Here is a 17,232-nt window from a genome sequence, read left to right on the forward strand (position 1 = left end):
GTCGGTTCGCCTCTTAGATCGGCAGCTTGGTCGGACGCGCGTAGTGATACCAGACCGCGATCATCATGCGGGTCATGGTCACGGCGGTGACGATGGTGGTCAGAATGCCCAGCGCCAGCGACACGGCGAAGCCGCGCACCGGGCCGGTGCCCAGGAAGTAGAGGATCGCCGCGGCGACGAACATGGTGACGTTGGAGTCGACGATGGTCGCGAAGGCGCGGTTGAAGCCCGCGTCGAGCGACGCGAGGATCGAGCGGCCGGCGTGATTCTCTTCACGAATGCGCTCGTAGATCAGCACGTTGGAGTCCACCGCCATGCCGATCGTCAGAACGATGCCGGCGATGCCCGGCAGCGTCAGCGTCGAGCCGAGCAGCACGAGGCCCGCGAAGATGAAGGCGATGTGCACGAACAGCGCGAGATTGGCGAAGACGCCGAAAACGCCGTAGGTGACGAGCATGTAGATCACCACGAGGCCCGCGCCGACATAAGCCGCGCGCTTGCCGGCGTCGATCGAGTCCTGGCCGAGGCCGGGGCCGACGGTGCGCTCCTCGACGATGTTGAGCTTGGCGGGCAGGGCGCCCGCGCGCAGCAGGATCGCGAGATTATTGGCCTGCTCCACCGTGAAGTGGCCGGAAATCTGGCCGGAGCCGCCGGTGATCGGCGTGAGGATGCGCGGCGCCGAGATCACTTTGTTGTCGAGCACGATGGCGAAGAGGCGGCCGACGTTCTTCGAGGTCACGTCGCCGAATTTCTGCGCGCCGCGGATGTTGAAGCGGAAGTTCACGACCGGCTCGCCGCTGCGCTGCTGGTCGAATCCGGGCTGGGCGTCGGTCAGGTCCTCGCCCTGCACCATGACCTGCTTCTCGATGGGAAGCTTGCCCTGTTCGTCGACCTGCTCCAGCTCCTCGGTCTCCGCCGGGTTCTGGCCCGGCTCCGCGACGAGGCGGAATTCGAGTTTCGCCGTCTGGCCGAGAATTTCCTTGAGGGTCTGCGGGTCCTGAAGGCCGGGCACCTGCACCAGCACGCGGTCGTCGCCCTGGCGCTGAATGGAGGGTTCGCGCGTGCCGAGCGCGTCGACGCGGCGGCGGATGACTTCGATCGACTGTTCGACGGCCTTGCGCGACTTGTCGCGAACGCCAGCGTCGGTGACGGTGACGCGGATCACCCCCTCGGGCGTCGCCTCGACTTCCAGCGGCTGCTGGCCGCCGATATTGGCGCTGAAGCCGTTCCGCAGCAGGCGCAGCTTGGGCAGGATTTTCTCGCGGTCGGCCGCGTCGGGGACGCGCAGCTGCACGCCGCGCGCCGTCGCGCCGATGCCGCCCGTCATCGCCACCTTCTCCTCGCGGAGAATGCGGCGCACGTCGTCACGCAGGTTTTTCACCTGCGTGGCGACGAGGTCCGCCTGATCCACCTCCAGCATCACATGCGAACCGCCCTGGAGATCGAGGCCGAGCACGATCGTCGGCGGCATGAGCCAGGACGGCAGCCGCGAGGCGAGCGCCTGATAAGTCGACGGCGACAACGTGCTCGGCGCCACCACAAGGACGGCGGCGAGGGTCATCGCCACGATGGCAAGGAATTTCCAGGTCGAGAATCGCAGCATCGTGTCGCTATTCGGTCAGAGGATCAGGCGCTCGCGGAAGGCCGTTTTCAGGATTTCGCGCCGGAGGTCGGCTTCGCGGCTTTCGCCGGAGCCTTGGATTCATTGGCGGGCTTCGCCGGCGCGACCGGCGTGTCCTTCACCGGCTCGCCCTTCGAGCGCACTTCGGCGATGGCCGTGCGCAGCAGGTGGATGCGGGTGTTGGGGGCGATCTCCAGCTCGACTTCGGCGTCGTTGATCGCCTTGGTGACCTTGCCGATGACGCCGCCGGTGGTGGCGACGACATCGCCGCGGCGGACGTTGCGAAGCGCCTCGATCTCCGCCTTCTCGCGGCGCGCGCGCGGGCGGATGACGAGGATATAGACGATGCCCATCACCACGAAGACGGGGACGAGCTGCGCGAAGAGATCCGGCAGCGACGGCGGCTGGGAGGCGGCGTCCGGCGCGCCGCCGCTGGCGGCGGTTCCGGTCTGGGTCGCCTGCGGCTGTGGCGCGCTCGGGGCCGGCGCGGTCGGCGCAGGGGCAGGGGCGGGCGCGGTCTCGGCCGGGGTCGCAGCCGGCGGCTGCTCGGCGGTTTGCGCCATGGCGTCCGTGATCAGGTTCATCGAAGCGTCTCTGTTTCTCGGCGCGACGCGCCTTGGCGTCGAGCGGGCTCGGAATGGGCGCGGACTATAGCCGGTCGACTTACGAAAGCAATGCCAGTTGGCGGTAATCGCCCGCGGCTCCAGGCGCCGATTTGGGCCGCGCCGCCGCTTGCGTCTTGCCAGCCGCGCGGGCGCAGCCGACTTTTGGAAAAATAGGCAGGCGCGCGAACGGCGCCGCGAAAGCCTGCCGCGCCATAACAAGGGCGTCGCGCGCCTTTCACGGCGTGTTTTCAGGGAGAGCTTCATGTTCAGGCAGATGACCGGCGCGGCCCTCGCCGCCGCGCTGCTGGCCTCGGTTCCGGCCACAGGCGCCGATCTCGACGTGCGGCCCGCTCCGCGCGAGAGCCGGGAGGGCGGCTTCACGCCGGACGCTCCCCGCTTTTCTTCCGGCGGCGGCGCGGTGGTGTTCTGGCGGTCCTACGCCTGGCCCGGCGGCCAGACCGGCCCCTGCTGGCGCAGATGGTATGGCCAGTGGATATGGTCCTGCTGAGACGCTCGCGGAGGCGTGCGCTTTGAGCTAGAACTGCGCAAGGGAGAGGAGCCAGGAAAGGGTCGGACGATGTCTGTGTATTGCAAAGTGACGCTGGCGGCCGCGCTGATCGCCGCCGCCGTCCATCCGGCGGCCGCGCAGCAGGGCGGCTGGGTCGGAGGATATGGCGGGGGCGGGGGCTATTCCGATCGCGGAGGCTATGACCGTGACGGCCGTGGCGGCGGAGACTGGAACGGCGACCGCCGTGGCGGCGGGGCCGATGATCGCCGTGGTGGCGGCGGCTATGACCGTCGTGGCGGCGACTATGATCGGCGCGGCGGCGGCGACTACGACCGGCGCGGTTGGGACGGCGAGCGTCGTCGTCCGGGCTGGGGCGGCGGCTATGGTCAGGGACCGGCCGGCGCGCATTGGTGGCATGGCCGCTGGTGGAATTCCGGAGTCGGTCCCTGCTGGCGCTGGAGCGAGTGGCGACAGAACTGGAAATGGATTTGTGACTGAGTCGCTTTTGCCTCGGCGCTAAACCGGGTGGTGCGTGGGCGGGGCCTTGCCCCTCACCCCAACCCTCTCCCCGCGCGCGGGGAGAGGGAGCGGCGACACTCGGCGTTTACGCCTCCAGTTCCCGCGCCAGCGCGCGCATGAAATCGACGCAGGCGGCCAGTTCCGAGATCTCGATATATTCGTCGGGCTGGTGCGCCTGATCGATGCGGCCAGGGCCGCAGACGACGGTGGGGACGCCCGCCTGCTGGAAGTGTCCGGCCTCCGTGGCGTAGGGCACGGCGATGGTGCTGTTGCGGCGCGCGAGACGCAGCGCCAGCGTCTCGGCGGCCGAGCCCGGCTGCGGCGCGAGCCCCGGAACCTTCACAAGCGTGTCGATGTCGATCCCGCACTGGGGGAACTCTGCGAAGACGGTCTTCCCCATCTCGTCGGCACAGGCCGCGAGCCGGTCGCGCGCGAACATGGGGTCGGCGCCCGGCAGGCCGCGAAACTCCCATTCGAACATGCAGTCTCTTGCGACGATGTTACGGGCCGTGCCGCCCCGGATCACGCCGACGTGCACGGTGGAACAGGGCGGGTCGAAGCGGCCGGAGGGGTCGCCGATCGCCCGCAACTCCGCCGCGACGCGCTCCAGTTCGGTCACGAGCCGGCAGGCGACATGCACCGCGCTGACGCCGCGATGCAGATTGGCCGAGTGAATTTCGAACCCGCGCACGCGGGTCACCAGGCAGGTGACGCTCTTGTGGGCGTCCGCGACCTGCATGGAGGTGGGCTCGCCGACGATGACCGCGTTGGGCCGGGGCAGATCGACGCCGAGCCGCGCGATCATGTCGAGCGGGCCGAGGCAGGTCGTTTCTTCGTCATAGCTGAGCAGAAGATGGATCGGCCGCCGCAGCGACGCCTTCCGGAATTCCGGAATCATCGCCAGCGCGACGGCGCCGAAGCCCTTCATGTCCACCGCGCCCCGTCCGTAGAGGCGGCCGCCGTCACGCCGCAGCACAAAAGGGTCGGAGCTCCAGTCCTGTCCCTCGACCGGCACCACGTCCGTATGGCCCGAGAGAACGACGCCGCCCGGCTCATTCGGGCCGATGGTCGCGAAGATCGCGGCCTTGTCGCCGGCGGCGTTGGGCGCACGGGCGAAAGGCACGCCCTGCGCGCGCAGATAGGATTCGACGAAGTCGATCAGCGGAAGGTTGGACCTGGAGCTTTCGGTGTCGAAAGCCACAAGCCGCGACGTCATGTCGATTGCGCGTTCGAGGGCGTCCATCAGTTCAGCGTCGGATTGGCCATGGGGCTGTCAAGCGAAAAGGCGGGGATCTCGACGTCGAAGCTGTCGCCGGCGTCCGTCACCATTCGGTAGCTGCCCTGCATGAGGCCCGAGGGCGTGGTGAGCGGGCAGCCGGAGGCGTAGCGGAAGGTCTCGCCCGGCTCGAGCACCGGCTGCTCGCCGACGACGCCGGGACCGCGCACTTCCTCGCGCCGGCCATTGGCGTCGATGATGATCCAGTGACGCGAGATGAGCTGCACGCGCTCGCGACCGAGATTGGCGATCTCGATCGTGTAGGACCAGAAATAGCGGCTCTGGTCGGGGTCGGAACGATCCGGCAGGAAATCCGGCAGGGCCGTGACCTGTATGTCTTTGGTGATCGACATATACATGAGCATGAATTTTAGAACGGCGGACCCGAAAGGGAAATGTCTTTCTCGAGGCGCCGCGATTGCGAACTGCGTTTTTCGCAGGCGCCGCGCGCATGTGGCAAATACGGCACACGCGCCGTTTTTGATGCGGGGCGCCGTGGACGCGCTTGGAATTCGCCCAAAACTCAGCAATCACTTTGACGCAAAGATCATGCGGACTCCTCATGCGTAAGTCGTCGCTTCGCGCCCTGCTGCTGGCGCTTGTGATGGTCGTACAGGCCATTGCGGGCGGTTTCGGCGCGGCGCATGCGACCCCGGGCGTGACGGGAGCCGCGCTTGCGCATTGCGTGAGCGCTGGCGGAGAGGCCGACAAGGCCGGCAACCCGTCGACTCGTCATCAGCATTGCGACGCCTGCTGCCTCTGCGCGGCGCCCGCCACCGCTTCCGTTCCCGATCCCGGTCCGGCGCCTGTCGCGCCGCGCGCCTTTCATGTCGTCGGCTTCTCTCCAGGCGACGCGCGCGTTCCTCACGCGCGAGTCTCGCGGAGCCAGTTCGCACGCGGCCCGCCCACGGACGGCGGACTTTTCTAGCAACCCGTTTCAGCGGGTCGTCTCCTCTTCATTCGCCGATCGACGCGTGACGCGGGCTTAGCCGCGCGCGCCCTTCGATCCTTGCTCCGTGTTCTCGCGGCGCAGCCCCGTGCGCGACGATTGTCGCCGCGGCCGGACGCGCGCGCCTCATTCGCAGAGATTTTCCAATGTCAGTCCGTCACCGCCTCCTCGGCGCCGCCTCAATTCAGGCGCTGGCCCTTCTCTTCGCGTCTTCCGCGCTGGCCCAGCAAACCCTGCCGACGATCGATGTCGGCGCGGCACGCGGCTCCGCACGGGCTGCGCGCGCCTCGGCGGCGCGCGGGGTGTCCGCGACGCGTGTGACAACGCCCGCCGGCTCTCTCGTGACCTCGCCCTCTCCGGACCTCGCCGCCGCGCCGGGCTTCAGCCCGCAGAAACTCGCCATGCCGGTCTATCGCCAGCCGACCGGCCAGACCTTCACGACGGTCCGCGGCAAGGACTTCGAGAACATGCCGCTCACGACCGTCCGCGAGCTGCTGCAATACAGCCCCGGCGTCTCCTTCAAGCAGGGCAACGGGCCGCGCGACATTGTCATCTCCATTCGCGGCTCCTCGGCCCGCAACGGCTTCGGCGTCCGCAATATTGTCGTGCTCGAGGATGGGTTCTCGGTCACCCAGCCCGATGGCCTGTCGCGCACCGATCTCACGGACCCGCACGCCTATGCCGGCGTCGACGTCTATCGCGGTCCGTCCTCGGCGCTGTTCGGCAATTTCGCCAATGGCGGCGCGATCAATTTCCGCACCCGCACCGGCGAGGAGATCAATGGCGTCGAATATGGCGTCGAGTTCGGCTCCTTCGGCTATCTCAACAATTTCACCTCGGTCGGCAAGAAGACCGGCAATGTCGACATCGCCGTCTTCGCCAGCGACGTGCGCAGCCGTGGCTTTGCGCTGAACAACTGGAGCGACACGCAGACGGTCAACGCCACGGCGAGATGGCAGGTGACGCCGGACGATCTGCTCACCTTCAAATTCATCCACAACCAGCTCTACGGCGACCTGTCGAACCGGCTGTCGCTCAATCAATACTATGTCAACCCGTTTCAGCAGGGCTGCTATGTCGCGCCGCAATCCGGAGACGGCCTGAACCTGTTCCAGAACTACTGCGGCACGATCAATGTGCCGTTCAACGGGATCAACGGCCGCAATCAGTTCAACTGGCGCTCGACCGCCTGGCTGGCCGGCCTGCATCGCGACGACCGCCGCGACATTCTCGGCCTGCGCTGGGAGCACGACTTCGACGCCAGCACGAAGTTGCGGACGCAGGTCATCTACGACGACAAGAACATCCAGCAGCCGACGGGCAACACGGCGGCGCTTCAGGACGAGCCGGCGGTCAACGCCTCGACCGACGTCACCAAGGTCGGCTCGCTTCTGGGCTATGAGGCCCGTCATTTCGCCGGCCTCTATTTCAACCGCACGCGCTATGCGAGCTACACCAACAATACGCTCCCCTTCGGCGACGGGGCGACGGGCTCGATCCAGTCCTTGCAGAACGCCATGATGCAGAATCTGGGCGGGCGCGGCCGTGAGGAGGTCGCGCTCTCCAGGGACGTCACCATGGTCCTCGGCCTCTCGGCGGAAATGACCAAGATCGCCGCGCTTCAGGACGCCTATACCTATTTCGCCGCCGGACGGCAGGCGGGACAGATCGCGTCCTGGACCGGCACGCCCGTCAACAAGACCTACTGGAACTTCGGGCCGGAAGCCTCGGTGACATGGCGCGCGACCCCCGATCTGCTGACCCATTTCCGCGCGTCGAGCGGCTATGGCACGCCCAATCCGGGCCAGCTTTTCGTCAATCAGCAGGGCAAGGTCGGCGCCAACACCGACCTGAAGACGCAGCGCAATACCGGCATCGACATGGGGCTGGACTGGAAGCCCTATGAGACGCTGCTCTTCAGCCTGACGGGCTTTTACGAATGGTATCAGAACGAGCAGCTCACCCAGTCGCCGGGCGCCGGATTGCTCAGCTACACCTTCAACGCGCCCGGCTCCGTGCATCGCGGCGTCGAGACGCTGCTGGACTGGCGCCCCTACGACGGCGTGCGCGTGATGGCGAACTATACCTACAACAATCAGATCTTCACGGAATTCGTCGAACAGATCGGCACAACGGCCAGGACGGGCTATTTCGATCGCGCCGGCTACAAGATCCCCGGCGTCGCGCCGCATAACGCGACCGCGCGCCTCTCCTATGATGTGCCGTTCGGCGACTTCAGGGGCCTCGGCGCCTTCGTCGAATACAACTATCAAAGCTCCTATTACATCGACAACGGCAATGTGCTGACCATCCCGAGCTATGGCCTGATCAACACCAACCTGCACTATGACCGCGACGTGGACATCGGCTGGCTGAAGCATTTCACCGCCTATTTCGAGGTGCGCAACATCTTCGACCGGCATTGGGTCGCCTCGGCCAACAACATCAGCAATACGGTGCAGCTCGTGAGCGGCGTGGTGGTTCAGAACGGCTACACGTCGCTGGCGCAAAACGCGACAGGGTCGATCTACGCCGGCAATCCGCGCCTCTTCCAGGGCGGCGTGAAATTCAAGTTCTAGAGAAAGAGCGAGGTTTCCCGCGCCGCTTTACGGGGCGGGAAACTTTCCCGAAAAACGGTCGAAGCTTTTTGACCTTATCGGTTGCGATGATGCGTGACGTTTGCTTTTATCGCCAAGCGTCTCCTCGAGCGCATTTCAGACTGAAGGCGTATTGTTGATGTCCCGGCGGTGGCTGACAGCTCTGCTCTTCGTGCTGGCGATGACCGTGCAGGTCTTCGCGCCGGTCGCGAATGGCGTCGCCGCCGCGCATGGTCTCGATACGCTTGCGGCGGGCGAAGTCTGTCTCACCGCCGCGCAGCCCGATCATGGCTCACGCAGCCAGCCGCTCCACGGCCATCATCACCATCGCCACGACTGCGCGCTCTGCCAGGCGTTCTGCGATGGCGTTGCGCCGGTCGCCGCTCGATTGGCCGCACCTGCGACGCCTGCCGCGCAATGGACATGCGTGCGCTGGTCGCTCACGCATCAGACGTTGCGCGCAAGCCCGCGCGACGCCGCGCGTCAGGCTCGCGCGCCGCCTGTCGTCGCCTGATCTTTCCACGCTGACGCCGCGCCCGTCGTTTCTGTCATCGAAGCGCAGGCGGAGGCTCCTCTGAAAGAGAGAACTCTCGGATTGCGGGCGCCTTCCACGGCGCGCGTCATCCCTCGTCATGCACGATCGGGAGAGAAGCGATGGTCTTCAAAAGACGGCCGAGCGGCCGCGATTGCGCGCTCGCGCAGGCGGCGCTGGAAAACATGAAAGCATATTACGTTCGCCCGCTGTCGGGCCTGTCCCCCATACCGCCCCTTTACGGGGAGGCGGGCGGCAGGAGGCCGAGAGGCGAGGGTTCCGCCGCGACGTCCCCGGATGGCGCGGCGCTCCCCGTAAACGCAAGGGATGCGGTCAGGCCCGGCGGCGGCGTGATCCGCCTCATCGATCTCGAACGCCGGGCGCGTTTCGCCCGCATCGCTTCCTGACCGGGTTGCGACAGGCGTGACGCGAGGCCTCTCCCTTTCCCTGCGCGCCAGAGCGGCGGGCCTACTGGGCCATCTGCTGCTGTTTGGCGCCGCGCTGCTCTCGGGGGCGCCCTTCGCGGCGCCGCTGGCGGCGCGCGCGGTTGCGGGGCGGCCGGAGGCGTTCACGTCGATGTTTATCTGCTTCGCGTCGGGCGGCCCCCGGTCCGACGCGCAGAAGGGGCGGCCGGGCCCCGCGAACGACCGCGGCATGGACTGCGTCCTGTGTCAGACGCTCTGCTGCGGCGCCGCCCCCCTCGCGGCGCGGCCCGGCCAAGTCGGCGCATCGCCCATCCAGACGAACCTCCCCTGGATGGTGGCGGACCGCGATGCGCCGGCGCCCAGGCCCGGGCTGTCGAACCGGGCGCGGGCGCCTCCGCTGGCGGCGCAAGCAGCAGACGCAAACTCCGTGGCGGCGCCGGTTCCCTCCTTACGGCGCCGTCGCGGAGCTGGGTTTTACCGGGCCGCGGCCAGGCCCTCGGCCAGATCCTCGATCAAATCCTCCACATCTTCGAGACCGACCGACAGGCGCAACATGCCGTCGGTGATGCCGAGCGTGGCGCGCGCCTCGGGCGTGAGCCGCTGATGGGTCGTCGTCGCCGGATGGGTGATGAGGCTCTTGGCGTCGCCGAGATTGTTGGAAATCCGCACGATCTGAAGCGCGTTGGCGAGGCGGAAGGCGGCGTCCTTGCTCTCCAGGACAAAGCTCACCAGCGTGCCGCCGCCCGACATCTGCCGGCGCGCCAGCTCGGCCTGCGGGTGGTCCTTGCGGAACGGGTAGAGCACCTTCGTCACGCCCGCCTGCTCGGCCAGGAAATCCGCGATGCGCGCGGCGCTCGCCGTCTGCTGATTGACGCGCAGCGGCAGGGTTTCCAGACCCTTGAGCATCACCCAGGCGTTGAAGGGCGACATCGCCGGGCCGGTCTGGCGCAGGAAATTATGAATGCTCTCCTCGATGATCGCCTGCGAGGAGAGGATGATTCCGCCCAGACAACGCCCCTGTCCGTCGATGTGCTTGGTCGCGGAATAGACGACGACGTCGGCGCCGAGCGCCATCGGCTTTTGCAGCAAGGGCGTGGCGAAGACATTGTCGACCACGAGGCGCGCTCCCGCGTTATGCGCGAGGTCGGCGATGGCCTGCACGTCATAAACCTCGAGGCCCGGATTGGTCGGACTTTCGAGGAAAAAGAGCTTCGTCTCCGGCCGGATGGCGGCCTTCCACTGCGACAGGTCGGCGCCGTCGACGAGCGTCGAGGCGACGCCGAGGCGGGGCAGGAGGTCCTCGACGACATAGAGGCAGGAGCCGAACAGCGCGCGGGCGGCGACGACATGATCGCCCGCCCTGACCTGCGCCAGCAGGGCGGCCGTGACGGCGGCCATGCCGCTCGCCGTGGCGCGCGCGGCTTCGGCGCCCTCGAGCAAGACCATGCGCTGCTCGAACATGGCGACGGTCGGATTGGAGAAGCGCGAATAGATGAATCCGGGGTCGTCGCCCTTGAAGCGGGCCTCGGCGGCCTCCATCGTCGGGTAATCGAAGCTCTGGGTGAGGAAAAGCGCCTCGGACATTTCCCCGAAGGCCGAACGCATCGTGCCGCCGTGGACGAGCTGCGTCGCCGGCTTGAGCTTGCGCGGGGCGTCTTTGGACATTCTTCTCTCCCTTGCGGCGCGTAAGCGCCGGAAATGCTGCGCGCGGGGCTGAAAAAGCGGGCGTCCTTCGGGAGACCCGGCCTTTTAGCGCCTTGGTTTAACGTGGCGGCAAGCCGGCCGGCTCAAATAACCACGGGGCAGTAATCGAAGATGCGGGCGCGCCTGTCAATCGCCCGGAGGGCGCGGCGGCGGGTTTTCGCCGGAGGCGCCCGGCCGGGGGTCTCCCGGCCGGGCCTGTCGTTTGGTTCCGTTCGCGTCAGCCGACCGCGCCCGGAGTCGCGGGCAGCGGCCGGTTCCGGTTCGGGTTCGACGTGGGCGGGCTGAAATGGGCGGAGGCCTGGGCCATGCCCTCCGCGTCGTCCTTCATCAGCGCCACGATCAACTCGCGCGCCTGGGGGGAGCCGACGCCCGGCGCCGCGAAGGCGCGATGGCCGAGCGCCTCCTGAGCGCTGAGGCGCTGCTCCGGATCGGGATGCAGGAGGTTGTTGATGAGATCGTCCTCCGCCCCGAAGCCCGACGGCGCCGCGAAGCCGCCCGCGCCGGAAATGGCGCGATTGTCCGCGTTGCGGCCAAAGTCGAGAACGCCCTTCTGGACGTCGGAATTGAAGGCGGAGTCGATCGGCGACTCCTGGCCGTACAGCAGGTTGAAGCCGGTCATGCCCAACGCCCAGGCGTCGCCCTTGGCCCCGGCCGACACGCGCTGCTTCTGGCTGTCGACGAGCGGGCTCAGAAGGTGCGAGATCATGCGCTTTTCCAGCTTGATCAGCGGTGTTCCGGCCGGCATGCCGACGGCGTCGAGAACCTTCTCCGTGGCGGATTTGGCGAGCCTCCGAAGATCCCAGTTTTGAAGGCCTTCGATGGTCTTGATACTATCCTGCGCCGCGAGAACCTCGGGGGCCAGCCATCTGGGGTTGTCGACCCGGTTGGAATTTTCGAGCACATAGCTCGACGCGACCTGCGCCGTTCCGAGATCGGCGATCTTGGCCTCGCCATTGAGGCCGATCAGCACATTCGGCGGTTTGGCGTCGCCATTCAGAATGCCCTGCCGCTCCAGAGCGGCGACGCCAATCGCCATATCCCGCAACAGCGTCAACCGCACGGCGGCGGCGGCCTGGGGCGATATCCTGTTCGCTGCGACGGCGTCTTTCAGCTTGTCGATCATGCCGAACAGGTCGCCGTTCGGCGCGAACTCCAGCGCGATGGCGATGCGGCCGTCAGCCGTGCGCAGTCCGCCTTCGAGGCCGATGATATTGGGGGAGCCGCTTTCGACGGCAGCCTTGTGCACTAGCACTTCATGGCCGAACTCCTCCAATTGCTGGTCGAGTTCGCCCTCGTCCGGCGAGGGGCGCGAGAATTTGACGGCGATCTTCTCGACCGAACCGTCATCCTTCTGCCGCTGATAGAGATAGACGTCGGCAAAGCCGCCCACGCCGATCTTTCCGTCGGGATGCCGCTCGTCGGTCGCCTTTGTGTAGGTCTTGCCGCCAATCAGCAGCGTATTGTCGTCGATCTGGCGATTTTGCAGAACCTTGCTCGCCGCAAGAGACGCCGTCTGTCGCAGAAAGGCGTCGCGCTTCGCGCCGGGCGGAAGCAATTCGTTGAACTTGTCGCCGAGCGCCTTCTCCAGCGCGGCGTCGATCCTCTGCCGCAGCCCGATGTTGGCCGAAAAGGCGAAGGCGTCCTTCTCGGCGTCGGTGAAACGCTCCCGCGCGGCGGCGCCGATCGCCTCGCCGAGGGACGCGATCGCCGCGTCAGTGTCTCCGTTGAGAAGATGTTCGGCCGCGCGCGCGTAATGCGCCTGCAGATCGCCGAGCTTGTCGAGCGGCGCGCCTGCTTTCTCCTTGCCGCGCGCCGAGGCCGCTTCGGCGACCGCCGTGCCGGTTTCGAGGCCGACCCGCGCGGCCTTCACCCGCAGCGCGGTTTTCGACGAGCGGTTGAAAAAGTTGCGAATGTCGCTAAAGGCGGTCTCCGCCGGCGCGCGCATCCCCCCATTGACCGCGCCACGATGGGCGCGGCTTTCGATGCCGTCCAGGGATCTGTCGATCAACTGCCTCGCGGCGTTACGCTTCTCCGCCGCGCGCCCGGTCATCCGGCTGAGGATGTTCGAGCGTTTCGTGCTGGCGTAGAGGATCATATTGCCGTGCGAATCCGGCTTCGCCTTGAGTTTCGCGTTCTTGTCCAGACCCGCCAGGAACGTCCGTATCTCGACGGCGCCCGGCCGGGCGCCCACTGTCAGCGACTGACCTTTCACGATGACCTCCTGCTTTTTTGGGGATGTAGGTTCTGGTTCGGCGGTATTTTTGATCAGGCCCAGATGCGCGTGTGACCGTGCCAATCGACCGCGCCCGGCGCGGGGATTGCCGTTTCGGCGACAGTGAAGTCACGCCAGATGCGGATTTTTTCGGCGAAATTCGCGAGAATTCCGGCGAGCGCGGCGGGGTGAAGCCCATCGACGCCCGTGTCGGCGATCAGCACCAGCACGCCTTCGGCGCCGCCGAGGCCCGCGCGCACGAAGCCGGTGTCGCGCCAGAGCAGGGCGTAACTGAGCAGGGCCTCGAAAACGGCAAGGCGGCGCTCCGGCGGCGGGGCGCCAAGTTCGGCGCTCAGAACCAGACGGCCCGAACCCTCGTCCAGTTCCAGTTCGATCGAGACGTCCTCGAAATCCACCTGCCAGGTGGCGTCGCCGGTCTGGAGGATCGTCGTGATGGCGTCCTCATATCCGGCGCTTCCGGCGATGGTTTCGGTCAGACTTGGCAATTCGGACACCTGGCTTCTCCTGGGAGCTTCGGCTTCGGTCGAAAAGGGCTCCGACCGCGCGTCCGGCCAGACTCGCCCGACTCCCATAAGATATGCTTACACTGTCAAGCTGAAGCCTTGTGTCACGAAGATTACAATTAACGAGATCAGCGCGACGTCAGCACGGCGCTGACGATCAGTCGCGCCGCATGCTATGGAAGCCGGCTTTCAACGTGACGGAGTGGGGTATCATGGGCGGCGTCCTGTCCAGCCGGCAGATTGCGGCGATGGCCGAAGCCGGGGCGATCCGCGTCGCCGCGCCGCTGGCCAGGGGCCAGATCCAGCCCGCGAGCCTCGATCTGCGCCTCGGCGCGAAAGCCTATCGCGTGCGGGCGAGTTTCCTGCCCGGCCCGGACCGGACCGTGAAAGACATTCTGTCGGGCTTCGCCTATGACGAGATGTCGCTTCAGGGCGAGGGCGCGATTCTGGAGCGCGGCTGCGTCTACGTCGTGCCGCTGCTGGAAGGTCTGGCGCTGCCGGCCGACGTCTCCGGCGCCGCCAATCCCAAAAGCTCAACCGGCCGGCTCGATATCTTCACGCGGCTCATCGCCGACCGGGGAGAACGCTTCGACGAGGTGGCGCCGGGCTATGACGGTCCGCTCTACGCCGAAGTCTCGCCGCGCAGCTTCTCGGTGCGGGCGCGGATGGGCTCGCGGCTGAACCAGTTGCGCTTTCGCGCGCGGCCCGCCGAGGCGGGGCAGGGCGGCCATGCGCTCGCGGACGCCGCGCTGGCGGAGCTGCATCAGCGCTCGCCCCTCGTCGACGGCGCGCTGAATCTGCGGGACGGGGTGGTGCTGCGGGTGGCGCTCGGCGCGGAGGCCTTTGGCGGCGTCGTCGGCTACCGGGCGCAGAAACATGCGGACGTCATCGACGTCGACCGCGTCGACGCCTATTGCGTGGACGATTACTGGGACAGGCTGCCCGCCCGCGACGGCCGGCTCATCCTCGATCCGGGCGACTTCTACATCCTCGCCTCGCGCGAGCGCCTCGCCATTCCGCCCGATCTCGCGGCTGAAATGGCGCCCATGGACGCCGCCATCGGCGAGTTCCGCGTCCATTACGCCGGCTTCTTCGATCCGGGCTTCGGTTGCGGTCCCGACGGCCGCCCCGCCGCGCGCGCCGTGCTGGAAGTGCGATCCCGCGAGGTGCCCTTCGTTCTGGAGGACGGCCAATATATCGGCCGCCTCGTCTATGAGCGCATGGCCGAGACGCCGGGGTCCCTCTATGGCGAAGGCGGCGTCTCCAATTATCAGGGCCAGGGCCTGAAACTCGCGAAGCATTTCAGGCAGGGGTGATTGGCCCCGCCTCCTCGCGGATCACTGCGGAGACGAGGGGCCTCTCGTGATGAGGGACAGAATTCTGTCGGTTTCCTCGTCCAGCGCCTCGCCGACCGCGCTCTCGAACCGGCCCCGGGTCCCGCCGTGCCGGAGGGCGAAGCCTTCCGCAGCCAGGCTGACGGCGATGCCGAGAAATTCGTTTTCCCGCAGACAGGCCTCGTCAACCTGATCGTGATGGACGGTGGCGCTCAGCAGGGCCATCCGCCGCGCCGCTCGCAGGCCAAGTTCGCGCGCGGCCATTGCATGATGCTTCTTGTAGTGAGCCAAGGCGCAATCCCCATGCAGCGCCCCGTCGCGACGCGATGGGGCGATTCAGTCGAATACGTATAAATACGTATACAACGCAGGGCGCTCCAGCAAGCTAAGCATATGGCCTATTGAACAAATTTCGTATCGAGCCGCTTTTCGAGGGGCTCGTTGGCCCGCAAACCGGCGTGCCCTGCGGGGCGGAGCCGCAAGCACAACTATTTCGTCGCGGCCATGTAGACGACATTCGTCTCGATGGCGCCGCATCCGGCGAGCGCCGCCAAATTCTTCTCGCGGACGCGAGCCAGGGTCGCAGGGTCGAGCTGGGCGAGGGTGCCGCGATAACCGCTGCCCATGGCGATCAGCCACCAGTCATCGGAGGACGCGAGCGGATGGACTCCCGCTTCCGCGACGATTTCGGCGTCGAAGACGCCGGCTTCCCGGAGCATTTCGCGCAGGCCGTCCGGCGTCGATATCCGCTCCCATGGGTTGAACCCCTTCATGAGGTCGGGGCGTTCTTCAAGGATGGCGTCCCAGAAAGCGGTGTTGCCCGGCTCGAAGAGATTCGGCCCCCATGTCGTGAGCGTGAGCCGCCCTCCGGGGCGCACCATGCGCCACAGCTCCTTCGTGGCCGCCGCCATGTCGGGAACGAAGAAAATTCCGAAAACGCAGATGACCACGTCGAAGCTGGCGTCCGGGTAACCAAGCGACAGCATGTCGCCCGCCCTGAACTCGATGTTCCCCAGCCCTTTGGCGCGGGCTTTCGCTTCGCCAAGCGCGATGAGGCGCTCGGCGAGATCGACCGCAACGACTTTTCCGTTCGGCCCGACGGCCTCGGCGGCGGGCAGGGCCGATCCGCCGCTTCCGCAGCACACATCGAGAACGGTCTCGCCCTCGCGCAGGCCGAGGCGCTCGACGGTCCGTCGCCCGAAGCGATGCCAGAAAGAGCTGACCGGATGATCGAAATGATCCGCCGCGGCGTTGTAAGCGGCGGCGGCCTTGGCTTTCGCCTCTTCCAGGTCACCCATGGGTCCTCGCGGCGTTCAACATCAGGCGGCGTGTCCCTCATACCAGCCGCGCGAGCGCCGGACGATATGGACGACGGAGAGCATGACCGGCACTTCGACGAGGACGCCGACAACCGTCGCCAGCGCTGCCCCGGACTGGAAGCCAAAGAGCGCGATTGCCGTCGCCACGGCCAGCTCGAAGAAGTTGCTTGCGCCGATCAGCGCCGACGGACCGGCGACGCACCACTCGACGCCAAGGGCGCGGTTGAGCAGATAGGCGAATCCCGCATTGAAATAGACCTGGATCAGGATCGGTACGGCCAGCAGGGCGATCACGAGCGGCTGGGCGATGATCTGCGCGCCTTGCAGGCCGAAGAGAATGACGAGCGTCAGCAGCAGGGCGGAAAGCGACAATGGTCCGAGCCGCGCGAGCGTCCTTTTCAGGGCGTCCTGTCCGCCTTGCGCCAGCAGCGCGCGCCGCCACAGTTGCGCGATGGTCACCGGCACGACGATGTAGAGCACGACCGACAGCAGCAGCGTGCTCCAGGGCACGGTGATGGATGAAAGGCCCAGCAGCAAGGCGACGATGGGCGCGAAGGCGATCACCATGATGCTGTCGTTCAGGGCGACCTGCGACAGGGTGAAATGCGGCTCGCCGTCGACGAGGTTCGACCAGACGAAGACCATCGCCGTGCAGGGCGCCGCCGCCAGCAGGATGAGTCCGGCGATATAGCTGTCGATCTGGTCGGCGGGAAGATATGGCCGGAAGAGATGAGAAATGAACAGCCAACCCAGCAGCGCCATCGAGAAGGGCTTCACCAGCCAGTTGATCCCGACCGTCACCGCAATCCCCCGCCAATGCTCCTTGACCTGCGCCAGGGCGGCGAGGTCGATCTTGAGCAGCATGGGGATGATCATGAGCCAGACCAGCACGGCGACCGGCAGATTGACTTCCGCCACTGTCGCGCCGCCAATGGCGTGGAAGACGGCGGGGATCGTCTGGCCGAGGACGACGCCAGCGACGATGCAGAGCGCGACCCAGAGGGTGAGATAACGCTCGAAGACGCCCATGGCGGGCGCCGGGCGGCTTTGAGATGCGCGCGCGAGGGTGGTGGCTTCACTCATGCGACGTCTTCCTTCAAACAGATT

General features: G+C 66.8%; 17 protein-coding genes and 1 riboswitch. Of the genes, 7 read left to right on the forward strand and 10 right to left on the reverse strand.

Translation table 11 applies throughout. The annotated features are described in order from the left end of the window. Window positions 1-13: 13 nt before the first annotated feature. Both secD and yajC read right to left on the reverse strand, forming a co-directional pair. Window positions 14-1,603: a protein translocase subunit SecD gene (gene secD / locus ACR652_RS05060; protein ID WP_434505433.1), complete on the reverse strand. Its 1,590-nt coding sequence runs from the start codon at window positions 1,601-1,603 to the stop codon at window positions 14-16. 47 nt (window positions 1,604-1,650) lie between these two features. Beyond that, window positions 1,651-2,205, reverse strand: a complete 555-nt coding sequence (gene yajC, locus ACR652_RS05065; RefSeq protein WP_434505434.1) for a preprotein translocase subunit YajC — start codon at window positions 2,203-2,205, stop codon at window positions 1,651-1,653. Window positions 2,206-2,488: 283 nt separating this feature from the next. Here yajC and ACR652_RS05070 point away from each other — a divergent pair, with 283 nt between their 5' ends. Next, the gene (locus ACR652_RS05070) at window positions 2,489-2,734 is read left to right on the forward strand and encodes a hypothetical protein (protein ID WP_434505435.1); all 246 of its coding nucleotides are present in this window, start codon (window positions 2,489-2,491) and stop codon (window positions 2,732-2,734) included. Window positions 2,735-2,803: 69 nt separating this feature from the next. Beyond that, window positions 2,804-3,232 carry a hypothetical protein gene (locus ACR652_RS05075; protein ID WP_434505436.1) on the forward strand — a complete coding sequence of 143 codons (429 nt, stop codon included), beginning with the start codon at window positions 2,804-2,806 and terminating at the stop codon, window positions 3,230-3,232. 106 nt (window positions 3,233-3,338) lie between these two features. On the opposite strand, the gene argE is transcribed toward ACR652_RS05075, so the two are convergent. Both argE and apaG read right to left on the reverse strand, forming a co-directional pair. Then, window positions 3,339-4,496, reverse strand: coding sequence for an acetylornithine deacetylase (gene argE / locus ACR652_RS05080; protein WP_434505437.1), 1,158 nt, complete (start codon window positions 4,494-4,496; stop codon window positions 3,339-3,341). Next, window positions 4,496-4,888 carry a Co2+/Mg2+ efflux protein ApaG gene (apaG, locus tag ACR652_RS05085; protein ID WP_434505438.1) on the reverse strand — a complete coding sequence of 131 codons (393 nt, stop codon included), beginning with the start codon at window positions 4,886-4,888 and terminating at the stop codon, window positions 4,496-4,498. Before apaG ends, argE begins: the two co-directional genes overlap by 1 nt. A 203-nt stretch (window positions 4,889-5,091) precedes the next feature. Between apaG and ACR652_RS05090 the strand changes: the two genes are divergently transcribed. The 4 genes from ACR652_RS05090 (at window position 5,092) to ACR652_RS05105 (ending at window position 9,014) form a co-directional block, all read left to right on the forward strand. Further along, window positions 5,092-5,457 carry a DUF2946 family protein gene (locus ACR652_RS05090; RefSeq protein WP_434505439.1) on the forward strand — a complete coding sequence of 122 codons (366 nt, stop codon included), beginning with the start codon at window positions 5,092-5,094 and terminating at the stop codon, window positions 5,455-5,457. 167 nt (window positions 5,458-5,624) lie between these two features. Then, window positions 5,625-8,057, forward strand: a complete 2,433-nt coding sequence (locus ACR652_RS05095) for a TonB-dependent receptor family protein (protein ID WP_434505440.1) — start codon at window positions 5,625-5,627, stop codon at window positions 8,055-8,057. 157 nt (window positions 8,058-8,214) lie between these two features. Beyond that, window positions 8,215-8,589, forward strand: coding sequence for a DUF2946 family protein (locus tag ACR652_RS05100; RefSeq protein WP_434505441.1), 375 nt, complete (start codon window positions 8,215-8,217; stop codon window positions 8,587-8,589). Between the two features lie 140 nt (window positions 8,590-8,729). Next, the gene (locus ACR652_RS05105) at window positions 8,730-9,014 is read left to right on the forward strand and encodes a hypothetical protein (protein WP_434505442.1); all 285 of its coding nucleotides are present in this window, start codon (window positions 8,730-8,732) and stop codon (window positions 9,012-9,014) included. 492 nt (window positions 9,015-9,506) lie between these two features. Here ACR652_RS05105 and ACR652_RS05110 read toward each other — a convergent pair whose 3' ends face one another. The 3 genes from ACR652_RS05110 to ACR652_RS05120 form a co-directional block, all read right to left on the reverse strand. Continuing rightward, on the reverse strand, window positions 9,507-10,697 hold the full coding sequence (locus ACR652_RS05110; protein ID WP_434505443.1) for an O-succinylhomoserine sulfhydrylase: 1,191 nt from the start codon (window positions 10,695-10,697) through the stop codon (window positions 9,507-9,509). A gap of 64 nt (window positions 10,698-10,761) precedes the next feature. Then, window positions 10,762-10,841: riboswitch (SAM riboswitch) on the reverse strand. A 112-nt stretch (window positions 10,842-10,953) separates the two neighbouring features. Further along, entirely contained in the window at window positions 10,954-12,948 is a 1,995-nt protein-coding gene (locus ACR652_RS05115; protein ID WP_434505444.1) for a protein kinase domain-containing protein, read from the reverse strand. Window positions 12,949-13,001: 53 nt separating this feature from the next. Continuing rightward, window positions 13,002-13,463, reverse strand: coding sequence for a type III secretion system chaperone (locus ACR652_RS05120; protein WP_434505445.1), 462 nt, complete (start codon window positions 13,461-13,463; stop codon window positions 13,002-13,004). A 221-nt stretch (window positions 13,464-13,684) separates the two neighbouring features. Here ACR652_RS05120 and ACR652_RS05125 point away from each other — a divergent pair, with 221 nt between their 5' ends. After that, window positions 13,685-14,788, forward strand: a complete 1,104-nt coding sequence (locus tag ACR652_RS05125; RefSeq protein ID WP_434505446.1) for a 2'-deoxycytidine 5'-triphosphate deaminase — start codon at window positions 13,685-13,687, stop codon at window positions 14,786-14,788. 21 nt (window positions 14,789-14,809) lie between these two features. Here ACR652_RS05125 and ACR652_RS05130 read toward each other — a convergent pair whose 3' ends face one another. From ACR652_RS05130 to arsB, 3 genes are all read right to left on the reverse strand, one after another. After that, window positions 14,810-15,070 (reverse strand): hypothetical protein, encoded by a 261-nt coding sequence (locus ACR652_RS05130; protein ID WP_434505447.1) that lies wholly within the window; start codon window positions 15,068-15,070, stop codon window positions 14,810-14,812. Window positions 15,071-15,294: 224 nt separating this feature from the next. Then, entirely contained in the window at window positions 15,295-16,104 is an 810-nt protein-coding gene (locus tag ACR652_RS05135) for a class I SAM-dependent methyltransferase (RefSeq protein ID WP_434505448.1), read from the reverse strand. Between the two features lie 21 nt (window positions 16,105-16,125). Continuing rightward, on the reverse strand, window positions 16,126-17,154 hold the full coding sequence (arsB, locus tag ACR652_RS05140) for an ACR3 family arsenite efflux transporter (protein WP_434505497.1): 1,029 nt from the start codon (window positions 17,152-17,154) through the stop codon (window positions 16,126-16,128). Window positions 17,155-17,232 lie beyond the last annotated feature (78 nt).

Source organism: Methylocystis sp., from assembly GCF_051061225.1.
In the GTDB taxonomy this organism is placed as follows: Bacteria; Pseudomonadota; Alphaproteobacteria; order Rhizobiales; family Beijerinckiaceae; genus Methylocystis.

Excerpts from the sequence above, each read along its gene's own strand:
- ACR652_RS05095 (WP_434505440.1), top strand. The coding sequence starts at position 5,625 with ATGTCAGTCCGTCACCGCCTCCTCGGCGCCGCCTCAATTCAGGCGCTG.
- yajC (WP_434505434.1), bottom strand. The coding sequence starts at position 2,205 with ATGAACCTGATCACGGACGCCATGGCGCAAACCGCCGAGCAGCCGCCG.
- ACR652_RS05100 (WP_434505441.1), top strand. The coding sequence starts at position 8,215 with ATGTCCCGGCGGTGGCTGACAGCTCTGCTCTTCGTGCTGGCGATGACC.
- ACR652_RS05110 (WP_434505443.1), bottom strand. The coding sequence starts at position 10,697 with ATGTCCAAAGACGCCCCGCGCAAGCTCAAGCCGGCGACGCAGCTCGTC.
- arsB (WP_434505497.1), bottom strand. The coding sequence starts at position 17,154 with ATGGGCGTCTTCGAGCGTTATCTCACCCTCTGGGTCGCGCTCTGCATC.
- ACR652_RS05070 (WP_434505435.1), top strand. The coding sequence starts at position 2,489 with ATGTTCAGGCAGATGACCGGCGCGGCCCTCGCCGCCGCGCTGCTGGCC.
- ACR652_RS05130 (WP_434505447.1), bottom strand. The coding sequence starts at position 15,070 with ATGGCCGCGCGCGAACTTGGCCTGCGAGCGGCGCGGCGGATGGCCCTG.
- ACR652_RS05105 (WP_434505442.1), top strand. The coding sequence starts at position 8,730 with ATGGTCTTCAAAAGACGGCCGAGCGGCCGCGATTGCGCGCTCGCGCAG.
- secD (WP_434505433.1), bottom strand. The coding sequence starts at position 1,603 with ATGCTGCGATTCTCGACCTGGAAATTCCTTGCCATCGTGGCGATGACC.
- apaG (WP_434505438.1), bottom strand. The coding sequence starts at position 4,888 with ATGTATATGTCGATCACCAAAGACATACAGGTCACGGCCCTGCCGGAT.
- ACR652_RS05090 (WP_434505439.1), top strand. The coding sequence starts at position 5,092 with ATGCGTAAGTCGTCGCTTCGCGCCCTGCTGCTGGCGCTTGTGATGGTC.
- ACR652_RS05135 (WP_434505448.1), bottom strand. The coding sequence starts at position 16,104 with ATGGGTGACCTGGAAGAGGCGAAAGCCAAGGCCGCCGCCGCTTACAAC.
- ACR652_RS05125 (WP_434505446.1), top strand. The coding sequence starts at position 13,685 with ATGGGCGGCGTCCTGTCCAGCCGGCAGATTGCGGCGATGGCCGAAGCC.
- ACR652_RS05075 (WP_434505436.1), top strand. The coding sequence starts at position 2,804 with ATGTCTGTGTATTGCAAAGTGACGCTGGCGGCCGCGCTGATCGCCGCC.
- argE (WP_434505437.1), bottom strand. The coding sequence starts at position 4,496 with ATGGACGCCCTCGAACGCGCAATCGACATGACGTCGCGGCTTGTGGCT.